This window comes from Klebsiella sp. HN106, assembly GCF_051209435.1.
In the GTDB taxonomy this organism is placed as follows: domain Bacteria; phylum Pseudomonadota; class Gammaproteobacteria; order Enterobacterales; family Enterobacteriaceae; genus Klebsiella; species Klebsiella oxytoca.
Genome location: NZ_JBLURD010000011.1, coordinates 25,399 through 40,201 on the forward strand (window position 1 = coordinate 25,399; position 14,803 = coordinate 40,201).

Here is a 14,803-nt window from a genome sequence, read left to right on the forward strand (position 1 = left end):
TGCTGCACCCTGCGTTTTTACCACGTCCCGCTAAAAATATTTACTGACCTCACGCTTCAGTTCGACCAGTTGAGCGCAAAACGCCTGCGGATGCGAAATGAACGGCGCATGGGCGGCTTTATCAAAGACGAACGACGTGCTGCCGGGCCACATGGCGTCGAGAATCGGGACGATTTTACGCGGCACCAGGCCATCCAGCCGACCGTACAGGCGCAAAAACGGCATAGTGAGGGTAGATAACGGCTGGCGTAAGTCGGCGGTTTTGAGGATCTCCAGCCCGCCGTTTAAGACTTCCGATGATGGCATCGGTAGCGACAGCACCGCGCTTTTCAGCATTCTCGCATCCTGGCGTGCGCTCTCGGTACCCATGGTTTGCAGCGCCAGAAAGCGTTCGACGGTGCGTTGAAAATCTTCGCTCAGCTGCTGCTGGAATCCGCTCAGCACTTCGGGCTTGATGCCAGGCCAGCTGTCGTGAGCGCTAAAACAGGGGGAAGAAGCCACGGTAACCAGCGCCTGCACGCGATCGGGATGGGATAATGCTACCTGACTTGCTACCAGCCCGCCGAGGCTCCAGCCTAGCCAGATAGCGCGCTCCGGCGCTTTCTCCAGCACCCGCTGCGCCATCTCTTCCAGCGACAGAGCGCCAAAGCCGCCGCTGCGGCCGTAGCCAGGAAGATCGACGAGGTGCAGCGTAAAATGCGAGCGCAGCTGCGGCGTGATGCAATCCCACACCTGGGCATTCAGCCCCCATCCGTGCAGCAGCACAAGATGACAATTTCCTTCGCCCATGGTCTGCCACTCGATCGCGTTCATCAGTTACTGTTCTCTTTCCACCAATATGAGGGGAAATATGCTAACAGCACACAGCTTATGCTGGCTATGCCAAATGCCGCTGGCCATCGCCCGCTGGGGGATCTGTTCGCGATGCGCGTCGGCGCTGCTGGCCTGCGAACCGCTATGCCCTCAGTGCGGACTGCCGGCCCAGTCAAACACGCTGCCCTGCGGATGCTGCTTGCAAAAACCGCCGCCGTGGCAGCGGCTGGTAACGGTTAATGACTATCGACCGCCGCTGAGCGGCCTGATTCACCAGCTGAAATTCAATAAGCGGCCCGAGCTGGCGCCCGCTCTGGCGCGTCTGCTGCTGCTGCGCATACGTCACAGCCCGGATCTTCCTCATCCGGACCGGATAATTAGCGTGCCGCTCTGGCAGCGCCGCCAGTGGAGGAGAGGGTTTAATCAGAGCGACCTGCTGTGCCGACCGCTATCCCGCTGGCTGGGCTGCGCCTGGCGTAGCGATGCGCTGACCCGCAGACGCCGCACCGCCACTCAGCATCAGCTCAGCGCCAGATTGCGCAAACAGAACCTGAAAAACGCCTTCCAGCTTGAATTGTCGCTACAGGGGCACCATATCGCCATTGTGGATGATGTCGTCACAACCGGAAGCACCGTCGCTGAGATATCCCGCCTGCTTTTGCGAAACGGCGCCGCGACGGTTCAGGTATGGTGTATATGCCGTACCTTGTAGACCCCTGCTGATGGGCGTATAATAACCCAGTAAAATAGTCAACTATTAGGCCAACGCTATGATCCGTATTTCCGATGCTGCACAAGCGCACTTTGCCAAACTGCTGGCAAATCAGGAAGAAGGGACACAAATTCGCGTATTTGTGATCAATCCCGGCACCCCTAACGCCGAGTGCGGCGTGTCCTACTGCCCACCGGATGCGGTGGAAGATTCCGATACTGCGCTGAAATTTGAGCAGCTCACCGCCTACGTCGATGAGCTTAGCGCGCCGTACCTGGAAGACGCTGAAATCGATTTTGTTACTGACCAGCTGGGCTCCCAGCTGACGCTGAAAGCGCCCAACGCCAAAATGCGCAAAGTTTCTGACGATGCCCCGCTGATGGAGCGCGTCGAGTATCTGCTGCAGTCGCAGATTAACCCGCAGCTGGCCGGCCACGGCGGGCGCGTCACGCTGATGGAAATCACCGATGATGGCCTGGCGATTCTGCAGTTTGGCGGCGGCTGTAACGGCTGTTCGATGGTCGACGTAACGCTGAAAGAAGGGATCGAGAAACAGATGTTGAACGAGTTCCCGGAACTGAAAGGCGTACGCGATCTCACCGAGCATCAGCGCGGCGAGCACTCTTACTACTGATTCCCCGCCCGGCAGCTTTCCGCTGCCGGGCAACTCTCTTCATGTTACCGCGCAACATTCCCCGCTAAGCGACCCGCCAGAAACCCGGGAAAGAGTATGACTTAAGTCTCATATTTGAAATTTTCACCGCCCAGGTGATTCTCAAACTCGTCATGTTACCCGTATCATTCGCATCAGGCGCCACAGATAAAAAAATAGCCAGCTATCCTTTCTCTGGGTAAGGATAAAGCCAGCTTCTACGGCGTCAGACATTTTTTGTTCCGGTCGGGACGGATGAAGTCAATGTTGAAACTATGACGTTACCCATAACAAATTAAGGCCAGGTAAATCATGCCATTAGTCATCGTTGCTATCGGGGTTGCCCTGTTATTGTTGCTGATGATCCGTTTCAAGCTTAACGGGTTTATCGCTCTGGTTCTGGTGGCGCTTGCCGTCGGGCTCATGCAGGGTATGCCGCTGGATAAAGTTATCGTATCCATCAAAAATGGCGTTGGGGGAACCCTCGGCAGCCTCGCGCTGATCATGGGCTTCGGCGCGATGCTCGGAAAAATGCTGGCGGACTGCGGCGGTGCGCAGCGTATCGCCACCACGCTGATTGCCAAATTTGGTAAAAAACATATTCAATGGGCGGTCGTGCTGACCGGCTTTACCGTCGGCTTTGCGCTGTTCTATGAAGTCGGCTTTGTACTGATGCTGCCGCTGGTCTTTACCATCGCAGCTTCCGCCGGTATTCCGCTGCTCTATATCGGCGTACCGATGGCGGCTGCGCTCTCGGTCACGCACGGATTCCTGCCTCCGCATCCGGGCCCGACCGCGATTGCTACTATTTTCCATGCCGACATGGGTAAGACCCTGCTGTTCGGTACGATTCTGGCGATTCCGACGGTTATTCTTGCGGGGCCGGTTTACGCGCGTTTCCTGAAAGGCATCGATAAGCCGATTCCGGAAGGCCTGCACAACCCGAAGACGTTCACTGAAGAAGAGATGCCGGGTTTTGGCGTCAGCGTCTGGACTTCTCTGGTGCCGGTGATTCTGATGGCCATGCGCGCCGTCGCCGAAATGGTGCTGCCGAAAGGCCACGCTTTCCTGCCGATTGCGGAATTCTTTGGCGACCCGGTGATGGCAACGCTGATCGCAGTGCTGATCGCCATGTTCACTTTCGGCCTCAACCGCGGTCGTTCCATGGAGCAGATTAACGATACGCTGACCTCCTCGATCAAAATTATCGCCATGATGCTGCTGATCATCGGCGGCGGCGGCGCCTTCAAGCAGGTGCTGGTCGATAGCGGCATGGATAAGTACATTGCGTCTATCATGCACGAATCCAATATGTCTCCGCTGTTTATGGCCTGGTCTATTGCTGCGGTACTGCGTATCGCGCTGGGTTCCGCCACCGTTGCGGCCATTACCGCGGGCGGTATCGCCGCGCCGCTGATCGCCACCACCGGCGTGAGCCCGGAACTGATGGTTATCGCCGTTGGCTCCGGTAGCGTTATCTTCTCTCACGTTAACGATCCGGGATTCTGGCTGTTTAAGGAATATTTCAACCTGACTATTGGCGAGACTATCAAGTCATGGTCGATGCTGGAAACCATCATCTCAGTGTGTGGTTTGATTGGCTGCCTGCTGTTGGGGATGGTGGTATAAGCTGGTCGTCAGTCTGAAACGAGCCGGGTCGCCGCGATGCGAACCCGGCTTTTTTATGCGCAATGGCTACCACGGCCAGATTTATCGCAGTAATACCCGCCTGCGCGCGGCGCCTGACATTGAAATTCAGCAAACTATCCCCCATTCTAGATCTCATGCTATAGCGCCGGACGCGCGCTTCATTCACCCAATTCAACAGGACTGCGCATATGACCAATCCATTACTGACGCCTTTTTCGCTCCCGCCCTTTTCTGCAATCAAACCCGAGCACGTGGTCCCCGCGGTCACCAAAGCGCTGGATGATTGCCGGGCGGCGGTCGAACGCGCGGTGGCGCAAGGGGCGCCGTATACCTGGGAAAACCTTTGCCAGCCGCTGGCGGAAGTGGACGACGTACTGGGGCGTATTTTTTCCCCGGTCAGCCACCTGAACTCGGTTAAAAACAGCCCTGAGCTGCGTGAAGCCTACGAACAAACTCTGCCGCTGCTCTCCGAATACAGCACCTGGGTTGGGCAACATGAAGGTCTGTACAAAGCGTACCGCGACCTGCGCGACGGCGACCATTACGCCACCCTGAATACCGCGCAGAAAAAAGCGGTGGATAACGCGCTACGTGATTTTGAACTCTCCGGTATTGGCCTGGCCAAAGAGCAGCAGAAACGCTACGGCGAAATCGCCGCACGCCTGTCTGAACTGGGCAATCAGTACAGTAACAACGTCCTCGATGCCACCATGGGCTGGACGAAGCTGATCGCCGATGAATCCGAGCTCTCCGGGATGCCGGAAAGCGCGCTTGCTGCGGCGAAAGCTCAGGCTGAAGCCAAAGAGCAGGAAGGGTATCTGTTGACCCTGGATATCCCGAGCTATCTGCCGGTAATGACCTACTGCGATAACCAGGCGCTGCGTGAAGAGCTGTATCGCGCCTATTCCACCCGCGCTTCTGACCAGGGGCCGAATGCCGGTAAGTGGGATAACAGCCCGGTAATGGCGGAAATCCTCGCCCTGCGCCACGAGCTGGCTCAGCTGTTGGGCTTCGACAGCTATGCCGATAAGTCGCTGGCGACCAAAATGGCGGAGAATCCGCAGCAGGTGCTCGACTTTCTGAGCGACCTGGCTAAACGCGCCCGTCCGCAGGGTGAGAAAGAACTGGCTCAGCTGCGCGCCTTCGCCAAAGCCGAATTCGGCGTGGATGAACTGCAGCCGTGGGATATCGCTTACTACAGCGAAAAACAGAAGCAACATCTTTACAGCATCAGCGATGAACAGCTGCGCCCGTACTTTCCGGAAAACAAAGCGGTTAACGGCCTGTTTGAAGTCGTTAAGCGTATTTACGGCATTACTGCGAAAGAGCGTACTGACGTCGACGTCTGGCATCCGGAAGTGCGCTTCTTTGAACTGTACGACGAAAATAACGAGCTGCGCGGCAGCTTCTACCTCGACCTTTACGCTCGCGAACATAAACGCGGCGGGGCGTGGATGGATGATTGCGTTGGCCAGATGCGCAAGCTTGACGGCACGCTACAAAAGCCGGTTGCCTATCTGACCTGTAACTTTAACCGTCCCGTCAGCGGCAAACCGGCGCTGTTTACCCACGATGAAGTGATCACGCTGTTCCACGAGTTTGGCCACGGTCTGCACCATATGCTGACCCGCATCGATACCGCCGGCGTTTCCGGTATCAGCGGGGTACCGTGGGATGCAGTCGAACTGCCGAGCCAGTTTATGGAAAACTGGTGCTGGGAGCCGGAAGCGCTGGCGTTTATCTCCGGCCACTACGAAACCGGCGAGCCGCTGCCGCAGGAGCTGCTGGAGAAAATGCTGGCCGCGAAGAACTATCAGGCGGCGATGTTTATTCTGCGCCAGCTGGAGTTCGGCCTGTTCGACTTCCGCCTGCATGCGGAATTTAGCCCGCAGCAGGGGGCGAAAATCCTCGAAACGCTGGCGGAAATCAAGCAGCAGGTCGCGTTGATTCCCGGGCCGTCCTGGGGCCGCTTCCCGCATGCCTTTAGCCACATTTTTGCCGGTGGATACGCGGCGGGCTACTACAGCTACCTGTGGGCCGATGTGCTGGCGGCGGATGCTTTCTCGCGCTTCGAAGAGGAGGGGATCTTCAATCGCGAAACCGGCCAGTCGTTCCTCGACAACATTCTTAGCCGCGGCGGTTCGGAAGAGCCAATGGTCCTGTTCAAACGCTTCCGCGGTCGCGAGCCGCAGCTGGACGCGATGCTTGAGCATTACGGTATTAAGAGTTAATGCTGTTGTGAAAATTTGTTTAATTGATGAAACGGGCGCCGGAGACGGCGCCTTATCTGTTCTTGTCGACCGCTGGGGGCTGGAGCAGGACGATGATAACCCGATGGCGCTGGTGATGACGCCGGAGCATCTTGAGCTGCGTAAGCGCGATGAACCGAAGCTCGGCGGCATTTTCGTGGATTTTGTCGGCGGGGCGATGGCTCACCGGCGCAGGTTCGGCGGCGGCCGCGGCGAGGCGGTGGCGAAAGCGGTGGGAATCAAAGGCGACTATCTGCCGGATGTCGTCGATGCGACCGCCGGTCTGGGGCGGGATGCCTTTGTGCTGGCGTCAGTCGGCTGTCGTGTACGGATGCTGGAGCGTAATCCGGTGGTTGCCGCGCTGCTCGACGATGGCCTGGCGCGTGGCTACGCCGACGCTGAAATCGGCTCGTGGTTGCAGGAGCGCCTGCTGCTGATTCACGCCTCCAGCCTGACGGCGCTGACCGATATTACCCCGCGTCCGCAGGTGGTCTATCTCGACCCGATGTTTCCGCATAAGCAAAAAAGCGCGCTGGTGAAGAAAGAGATGCGGGTATTTCAGTCGCTGGTGGGGCCGGATTTAGACGCCGACGGTCTGCTGGCGCCGGCGCGTCAGCTGGCGACCAGGCGGGTGGTGGTTAAGCGCCCGGACTACGCGCCGCCGCTGGCGAATGTTGCGACCCCTAACGCGGTGGTGACCAAAGGCCATCGCTTTGATATCTATGCCGGAACGGCGGTTGAGCCGCAGGGGTAAACAAGCTGCATCAGGGCTATTTCCCCGGGGGCGGCGCGATGCGCCTTGCCCGGGCTACAGGTTCTTGCGATCTGGGGGTTCTGTAGCCCGGATAAGGCGTTAGCCGCAATCCGGGAAACCTCGTCGACCGCACCGTTTTTACGCGCTCTTTGTGTTAATCATCCTGTTCAACCACGGCACCATGATCGCCATGACCACCGTGACGCCCAGGGTCACCAGGCCAATTTTACTGAATACGTTGGTGTATATCGGCAGCGTTTGTAGCGGGTCGGTAATGTTGTCCGGTACGGCGGTGAAGGTTGCGACGTAGCCGCCCAGCAGAAACGCGGCGGCCTGCGTCAGGAACCACATCCCCAGAATAAAGCCCATCAGATGCTGCGGTACCAGTGCGGCAACCATCGCCAGCCCCAGGGCGCTAATCAGCAGTTCTCCCAGACTCTGAAACAGATAGACCAGCACGATAAACCACGGCGAGGTCAATCCCTGGGCATCGGCAAACCACATTCCCGCCGCTGCGGCAGTTAAAAAGCCCAGCGCGCACAGGAACATGCCGAGGGTGAACTTCATCGGCATGCTCAGGTCTTTGCCTTTATTGCCCAAACGTGTGTAGATCGCGGCGAGGATCGGGCTGGCCACCACCACCCAGAACGGATTTAGCGCCTGAAAGCTCACTGGGTTAATCGCGAAACCGAGTATTTCATGGTGGACGTTGTTGATGGCAAAGAAGTTGAGTGAGGTCGGCATCTGCGCGTACAGAATATAAAACAGCACCGCTTCCAGCATCAGGATAAAGGCGACGAACATTTTATTGCGCCCGGTTTTATCCAGCCTGAAGGCTTCGCGGAAGAAGAAAATCGTCACCACCACTGAGAGGATAATTAGCACCAGATTGGCGATTTTTACATTATGCATCAGCCAGGCGCAGACAAAAATCATCACCACCGTTCCTGCCAGCACGTACAGTAAATTGCGCAGACTCAACGGCTTGTAGTCCGGCTCAGAGCCGATATCTTTCACCATACCCCGACAGGCGAAGTAAACCAGCAGGGCGACAATCAGGCCGGCGCCGCACAGGTTGTAGGTCACCGCGTAGCCGAATTTATCGGCAATCACCGGCGCCAGCGACAGCGACAGCAGCGAACCGATGTTAATCGACATATAGAACAGCGTGAAGGCGCCGTCGAGGCGGGCATCTTTTGGCGGATAGCACTTGGAGAGCAGGCTCGCCGGGTTGGCTTTAAATAGTCCGTTTCCCACCGCAATGGTTCCCAGCGCGATAAAAATGAGATTGGGTTTGAGCAGCGACAGGCCGGTCATAAAGTAGCCCGCGGCGAGGACAATCGCGCCCAGCACCAGCGTACGTTTGGTGCCGAGCAGATGATCGCCGACATAGCCGCCGATGGAGATCAGGCCATATACCAGCGCCGCAAACGCGCCAAAGGTTATAAACGCCTGTTCCTGCGAGAAGCCGAGCTGTTTAACAAAGAAAACGGCCAGAATGCCCTGAACGCCGTAATAGCCAAATCGTTCCCATAGTTCCACAAAGAAGATCATGAAGAATGGGCGAGGTTGCTGCAGCAAGCCTGTGGGTGCGGTGGAGTTCATATTGCTTCGCCTTTTAGTCCTGTCCGAAAAAGTATGCACGCGTATGCCAAAACGCGCTTAAAAACCTTAATTTTGCGCAATGATATGATGTTTATACGCTTTGGCGAATGATTATATGGATAAATGGCGATTTTGTTGGTTGATCAATCTGGCAATTTGCGGATTTTATGGATTTATATTCTTTCTTTTCGGCGGGGAGTGAGAAATAAAAACGCCCGCATGGGCGGGCGTTGGTCATCAGCGAAATGAAATAACGTCCTGTTATTCCTCTTCTTCGTCGCGCAGCGGGACAATCAGCATATCGACGTGAACGGTGTTGATGAGTTGACGCGCGGAGGACATCAGCTTGCTCCAGAAGTCCTGATGGTGACCGCAAACCACGAGGTCCATATCATATTTTTTAATCGCATCGACCAGCACCTGGCCGAGATCGCCGCTACCGCTCAGGGTCTCAGTGATCGGATAGCCCGCATTCGTAGAGAGTTCGCTTAACGCGTGGTGAGTCTCTTCGGAGATGCGTTTCTGCATATCGCCCAGGTTAACATCAATAAGGCCGGTGTAGAGATCGGAGTAATTCACATCTACGTGGATCAGGGAAACTTTTGCATTGTAGGGACGGGCCATAGAAACGGCTTTTTCTACCAGTACTTTGCTTTCCGGGGACAGGTCTACTGCAATAAGAATATGTTTGTAAGCCATAGTGTTACTCCTTCCATAAGTTGTCGATGACCGTTGGACCTGACAGCCAGCGCTGCCGCTTCGCCCGCGTCCTGCGTGCCACATTCGCGGGGGGTAGTCCTTAAGGACCTAATTGTAGAAGATATTTCTACCTTATAGCGCCCCTCGCGATCCGTCAATCTACCTTGTTCAGCAAATAGTTAAACAAATATATCCGACTTATGCATTGATAATGATTAACGTTGTGGTAAAAAAATTAACTGATCTCCTACACTATTTAATGAGCCGGTCGGATAAATAAACGTGATCGGAATCGCACTCTTTCACAGTACAGTCGGTTTGATATTGGGGAGCGGTAGTCCCGGAGGGAGCCTCCGAGGACGGGTCGCCGGGGAGGAGGTATGATCAGCACTGTTGCGCTGTTTTGGGCCCTGTGTATCGTATGTGTAGTGAATATGGCACGCTACTTCTCGTCGCTGCGTGCATTGCTTGTTGTGCTACGTGGTTGTGACCCTTTGCTCTATCAATATGTCGACGGCGGCGGTTTTTTTACGTCGCATGGACAGCCCAGCAAACAGATGCGCCTGGTGTGGTATATCTACGCTCAGCGCTACCGCGATCATCACGACGATGAGTTCATCCGCCGCTGCGAGCGGGTTCGTCGGCAGTTTATCCTTACCAGCGCCCTCTGCGGCCTGGTGATGGTGAGCATGATTGCCCTGGCTATCTGGCACTAGTGACACTGCGGGTAAAAAAAACGGGCCAGTTTCCTGACCCGTTTATCTGTCTTATTACCGAGACGGCTTAGATAATCTGCAGCGAGAGCCAGTACAGCGCGCCGGAGAGCAGAATCGCCGCGGGCAGGGTGAGTACCCATGCCATCAGAATACTGGTGACGGTCTTCTTCTGTAGACCTCCGCCATCGACGAGCATTGTCCCCGCAACCGAGGAGGAGAGCACGTGGGTGGTGGAAACCGGCATACCGGTATAGCTCGCCAGACCAATCGATACGGCTGCGGTCATCTGAGCTGACATACCCTGTGCGTAGGTCATCCCTTTCTTACCGATTTTCTCGCCGATGGTGGTCGCCACGCGACGCCAGCCGATCATGGTGCCGATACCCAGCGCCAGCGCAACCGCCATAATAATCCAGATGGGCGCGTATTCGATGGTGCTCAGCATATCGGTTTTCAGCTTTTTAAGCAGACGCTTATCGTCGGCACTGACTTCCGGCAGCTTCGCCACTTTATCGGTGGTATCGGAGATGCAGAGCATAATGCGGCGCAGATGGCTGCGTTGCTCAACGGAGAGCGTGTCGTAGCTTTCGGTTCCGGTCAGCATCGTCTTCACGCGGTCAAGCGCGTTGATGGTGTTTGCCGGGTGGCAGTGGAATTCGCCATTTGCGGCTGCCCCCGCGTCCGGAGACGGGATGAGCTGCTCAGCGCCGGTCGCTTTCTTCAACAGCTCAGGACGCTGCTGGAAGAAGGTTTCCACGTTGTTGACCGCATCGCGGGTACGGGTGATTTCGTAGCCGGAAGCGTTCATATTGACCACGAAGCCAGCCGGAGCTACGCCGATCAGAACCAGCATGACCAGGCCAATGCCTTTCTGACCATCGTTCGCGCCGTGGGAGAACGCAACGCCAATGGCGGAGAGAATCAGCGCAATACGCGTCCAGAACGGCGGCTTTTTCTTGCCGTCTTTCTTTTCACGCTCGGCTGGGGTCAGGTGGATACGGGCGCGTTTTTTGGTTCCGCTCCAGTAACGACGCAGGATGAAAATCAGGCCGCCCGCCACGACCAGGCCAACGATTGGCGAGATGATAAGCGAGCCAAAAATACCCATGACTTTCGGGATGTTCAGCGCGTCCACCACCGACGTACCGGTCATCAGCGCATTGGTTAAACCAATACCGATAATCGCGCCGATCAGGGTGTGCGAGCTGGAGGCCGGAAGGCCGAAGTACCAGGTGCCGAGGTTCCAGATAATTGCCGCCAGCAGCATGGAAAAGACCATGGCGAGGCCATGTGCTGAACCCATGTTAAGCAACAGGTCGGTCGGCAACATATGCACGATGGCATAGGCTACGCTGAGACCGCCCAACAGAACGCCGAAGAAGTTAAAAAGAGCCGCCATCGCCACAGCAAGCTGCGACCGCATTGCGCGTGTGTAGATCACAGTTGCAACAGCGTTTGCGGTATCATGAAAACCATTGATCGCTTCGTAAAAAAGCACGAAAGCCAGAGCAAGCAATAACAGTAGCCCGGTATGTAAATCCAGACCGGCAAATAAATGTAGCATAGGACGTTACGCCATTTTGAGGACATGAACGCGGCGCATTATCAGTGACTTTAGCGGCGCGGGCAAAGTGAAATATAGACTTTTTTTGATTTTCTTCCTGTTTAAGTTTTACCTTGTTGGGAGTATTCCTATATCTTTCAATGAGGTACGTAAATCTGTTTTTTTCATGCTGGTGCGACCAGAGTGAAAAATTTACAATTCCCGACAATCGGGATATGAGGAATGTTGTGTGGAAAGGTTTGATGCCATCGTAATCGGCGCCGGAGCGGCGGGAATGTTTTGTGCGGCGCAGGCAGGGCAGGCAGGCTGCCGGGTGCTGCTGCTCGATAATGGCAAAAAGCCCGGGCGCAAGATCCTGATGTCAGGCGGCGGACGCTGCAACTTTACTAACATGTATATCGAACCCGCGGCATATCTCAGCCAAAACCCGCATTTTTGCAAATCCGCGCTGGCGCGCTACACCCAGTGGGACTTTATCGATCTGGTTAGCAAACACGGTATTGCCTGGCATGAGAAAACCCTGGGCCAGCTTTTCTGCGATGATTCCGCCGAGCAAATCGTCAACATGCTGCTGGCGGAGTGTGAAAAGGGCGGCGTACAAATTCGCCTGCGTAGCGAAATTATCAGCGTTGAGCGGGATGATGAGGGCTACATGCTGCAGCTTAACGGCGAGACGGTGGCGGCGAACAGGCTGGTGGTGGCCTCCGGCGGGTTATCCATGCCCGGTCTGGGCGCTTCGCCGTTCGGCTATAAGCTTGCCGAGCAGTTTGGCCTGAAGGTATTGCCGACCCGCGCGGGCCTGGTGCCGTTTACCTTGCATAAGCCGCTGCTTGAGCAGCTGCAGGTGCTTTCCGGCGTCTCGGTGCCGTCAACCATCACGGCGGAAAACGGGACCGTCTTCCGGGAAAATCTGCTCTTTACCCACCGCGGGCTGTCCGGGCCGGCGGTACTGCAAATTTCCAGCTACTGGCAGCCGGGAGAATTCGTCAGCATCAATCTGCTGCCGGATTGCCATCTTGATGACTTCCTCAACGAACAGCGCGCGGCGCATCCTAATCAGAGCCTGAAAAACACGCTTGCGATGCAGCTGCCGAAACGGTTGGTTGAGTGCCTGCAGCAGCTGGGCCAACTCCCGGATGTCACCCTGAAACAGCTTAACGTCCGCGAGCAGCAGGCGCTGGTTGAGACGCTGACCGCATGGCGCGTCCAGCCGAATGGCACTGAAGGCTATCGTACGGCGGAAGTGACCCTCGGCGGCGTAGATACTAACGAACTCTCTTCGCGCACCATGGAGGCCCGTAAGGTGCCCGGGCTCTACTTTATCGGCGAAGTGATGGACGTTACCGGCTGGCTGGGAGGTTATAACTTCCAGTGGGCATGGGCGTCAGCCTGGGCATGCGCGCAGGCTTTAGCGGAACAGAAATAACCGCCTGCTCTGTATCAGCGGAGCAGGCTTCGACTTATCCGCTGATATTATGCTGCTTTAATTTGCGCCACAGGGTGGTGGGGCTAATACCCAGCATGACCGATGCTCTGGTTCTGTCTCCGTCGGTTTTTTCTATTACGCTGGTAATCAGTTGTTTCTCTTGTTTCTTTAATAGATCGGTTTCATCGGATGAGACGCTCACAGCTGGGGAGTGAGCGAGTTGCTGATGGTCATCGGGTGTAATTTGACTAACCTGGAGTAAAATCTCCTTGTTCACCCTGTCTATATCGAGCAGCACAATGAGTCGGTAGATCACCGCCTGGAGTTCGCGAATATTGCCGGGCCAGAGATAGCTATGTAAAAAATCCACCGCGTCGGGGGTAAAGGTAATTTGCTTACCCTGCTGATGAAGCAAGTGCTGAATTAACAGCATAATATCGCCCGGTCGTTGGCGTAAGGCCGGTAGCGTCAACTCAAGGATATTGATTCTGTAGTACAGATCCTGCCGGAATTCACCGTTGGCGACGAGCTGGCGCAGATCCTTATTGCTGGCGGTGATCAGGCGAAAATCGGCGGTAATAAGCGTATCGCCGCCGAGACGAGAAAACTGCTTTTCCTGCAATACGCGCAGCAGCTTAACCTGTACCGATAGCGGCGCTTCGCTGATTTCATCGATAAACACCGTACCGTTCATCGCCATTTCAAACACCCCAGGTTTGCCGCCCTTCCGCGCGCTGGTAAACGCGCCGTCGGCATAGCCAAAGAGTTCACTTTCCAGAATGCTCTCGGGGATGGCCGCGCAGTTAATCGCGATAAAAGGACTATGGCCTCTGGCGCTATAGTGGTGAATACTTTGGGCGAAAAGTTCTTTGCCCGTGCCGGTATCACCTAAAATATGAATCGGCAGTTCGTGGCGGGCGCAAAGTTTGGCTTTTTTTATAACATCGAGGATGGCCGGCGACTGGCCAATAATATCGTCGAAAGACCAGGTTGTGGAAAAACCGCGCAGCTTACTTTTTTTGTTGACGCTGTTTTGCCAAAGCGTGCTCTCCTGGCTTAGCCCCGTAATAACGGCATAAGATATTTTTCGGTTAGAAAAGTGGCGCACGGAAATATGAATCGTTACGCCGTTGATGTCTATAGCCTGCTCTTTGATGTCTAATTCATTAATAATACTGGCGTAGATCTCTTTAAACGCTTCTTTTTTGAATATTTTATCTCCGGCTTGACATTGGAATAATGCCACGCCGGTAGCGTTGATATTGATAATTTCACCAAGCTGATCGATGCACATAATACCTTCACGCGCCTGATTCAATGCTGAGTGGCTCATGATCAGTTTGCTGTTTTCACGATTAATGTATTTCAATAAACTGTGAGCTTCATTGATGGCCTGCTCAATGGAAATGTTATCAGTATCCCCCATAATAGCATTGAGGTGATATTTTTGAGCCATTTCAGCAACGGTCAGTCCGCCGATTACGGTATGGTAATTATTCTCCGAAAGATTTTTTATAACATTTTCAATATCGTGATGATTATAAACCTGACAAATTTTAAAATCTTCATTGGTCATGTTCTGGTAATGGCGTAAGGCGCTGCAAAACTGCGGGAAACCAACGGCGGCGATTTTTTGCGACTTACTATTCGCTTCTTGTAAGATGCGATAAACGCCATGAAAATCATGGGCTATTTCAATGACGGGGATAGTAATATTGCTACGCAGGAGTGCGGCGGTACCGCCTCGGCTAATAATTATCTTAGTGCCGGATTGAATCATCTCATGGGCTTTGTCGAGAACTTCTGAATAACGAAATTCATACACGGGGATGTCGAGTTTCCTTTCAATAAGGACATTCATGATTCGTTGGGTTATTGTCCTGGAAACTGAAAAGATAACAATTTCATTATTATTCATGCATTATTCTCGCAGACAGCAGGGTAGGCAAGCCTTAGTATATGA

12 protein-coding genes are annotated in these 14,803 nt (G+C 54.9%); 7 read left to right on the plus strand and 5 right to left on the minus strand.

Annotated elements, in window-relative coordinates:
* Positions 1–30: 30 nt before the first annotated feature.
* Positions 31–813 (minus strand): pimeloyl-ACP methyl ester esterase BioH, encoded by a 783-nt coding sequence (gene bioH / locus ACSIPU_RS21495; protein ID WP_049129057.1) that lies wholly within the window; start codon positions 811–813, stop codon positions 31–33.
* Positions 814–850: 37 nt separating this feature from the next.
* On the opposite strand from bioH, the gene gntX reads away from it, so the two are divergent.
* The 5 genes from gntX to rsmJ all read left to right on the plus strand — a co-directional run bounded on the left by gntX (position 851) and on the right by rsmJ (position 6,830).
* Positions 851–1,525, plus strand: a complete 675-nt coding sequence (gene gntX, locus ACSIPU_RS21500) for a DNA utilization protein GntX (protein WP_196557653.1) — start codon at positions 851–853, stop codon at positions 1,523–1,525.
* A 58-nt stretch (positions 1,526–1,583) separates the two neighbouring features.
* The gene (gene nfuA, locus ACSIPU_RS21505) at positions 1,584–2,159 is read left to right on the plus strand and encodes a Fe-S biogenesis protein NfuA (RefSeq protein ID WP_004106660.1); all 576 of its coding nucleotides are present in this window, start codon (positions 1,584–1,586) and stop codon (positions 2,157–2,159) included.
* 330 nt (positions 2,160–2,489) lie between these two features.
* The gene (gntT, locus tag ACSIPU_RS21510; protein ID WP_004106658.1) at positions 2,490–3,806 is read left to right on the plus strand and encodes a gluconate transporter; all 1,317 of its coding nucleotides are present in this window, start codon (positions 2,490–2,492) and stop codon (positions 3,804–3,806) included.
* Positions 3,807–4,015: 209 nt separating this feature from the next.
* Positions 4,016–6,058 (plus strand): oligopeptidase A, encoded by a 2,043-nt coding sequence (prlC, locus tag ACSIPU_RS21515; protein ID WP_004106656.1) that lies wholly within the window; start codon positions 4,016–4,018, stop codon positions 6,056–6,058.
* A 7-nt stretch (positions 6,059–6,065) separates the two neighbouring features.
* Positions 6,066–6,830: a 16S rRNA (guanine(1516)-N(2))-methyltransferase RsmJ gene (rsmJ, locus tag ACSIPU_RS21520; RefSeq protein ID WP_004106654.1), complete on the plus strand. Its 765-nt coding sequence runs from the start codon at positions 6,066–6,068 to the stop codon at positions 6,828–6,830.
* A 138-nt stretch (positions 6,831–6,968) separates the two neighbouring features.
* Here rsmJ and dtpB read toward each other — a convergent pair whose 3' ends face one another.
* Entirely contained in the window at positions 6,969–8,435 is a 1,467-nt protein-coding gene (gene dtpB, locus ACSIPU_RS21525) for a dipeptide/tripeptide permease DtpB (RefSeq protein ID WP_023321736.1), read from the minus strand.
* A 261-nt stretch (positions 8,436–8,696) separates the two neighbouring features.
* Positions 8,697–9,134 (minus strand): universal stress protein UspA, encoded by a 438-nt coding sequence (gene uspA / locus ACSIPU_RS21530; RefSeq protein ID WP_004106650.1) that lies wholly within the window; start codon positions 9,132–9,134, stop codon positions 8,697–8,699.
* A 380-nt stretch (positions 9,135–9,514) separates the two neighbouring features.
* Here uspA and uspB point away from each other — a divergent pair, with 380 nt between their 5' ends.
* Positions 9,515–9,850 (plus strand): universal stress protein UspB, encoded by a 336-nt coding sequence (gene uspB / locus ACSIPU_RS21535; protein WP_004106649.1) that lies wholly within the window; start codon positions 9,515–9,517, stop codon positions 9,848–9,850.
* A gap of 67 nt (positions 9,851–9,917) precedes the next feature.
* Here uspB and pitA read toward each other — a convergent pair whose 3' ends face one another.
* Complete coding sequence (pitA, locus tag ACSIPU_RS21540) at positions 9,918–11,414, minus strand: inorganic phosphate transporter PitA (RefSeq protein WP_004106648.1); 1,497 nt, start codon at positions 11,412–11,414, stop codon at positions 9,918–9,920.
* A 229-nt stretch (positions 11,415–11,643) separates the two neighbouring features.
* Between pitA and ACSIPU_RS21545 the strand changes: the two genes are divergently transcribed.
* Complete coding sequence (locus ACSIPU_RS21545) at positions 11,644–12,840, plus strand: NAD(P)/FAD-dependent oxidoreductase (protein ID WP_023321735.1); 1,197 nt, start codon at positions 11,644–11,646, stop codon at positions 12,838–12,840.
* Positions 12,841–12,874: 34 nt separating this feature from the next.
* Here ACSIPU_RS21545 and ACSIPU_RS21550 read toward each other — a convergent pair whose 3' ends face one another.
* Positions 12,875–14,758 (minus strand): sigma 54-interacting transcriptional regulator, encoded by a 1,884-nt coding sequence (locus tag ACSIPU_RS21550; RefSeq protein WP_123830036.1) that lies wholly within the window; start codon positions 14,756–14,758, stop codon positions 12,875–12,877.
* Positions 14,759–14,803: the final 45 nt, after the last annotated feature.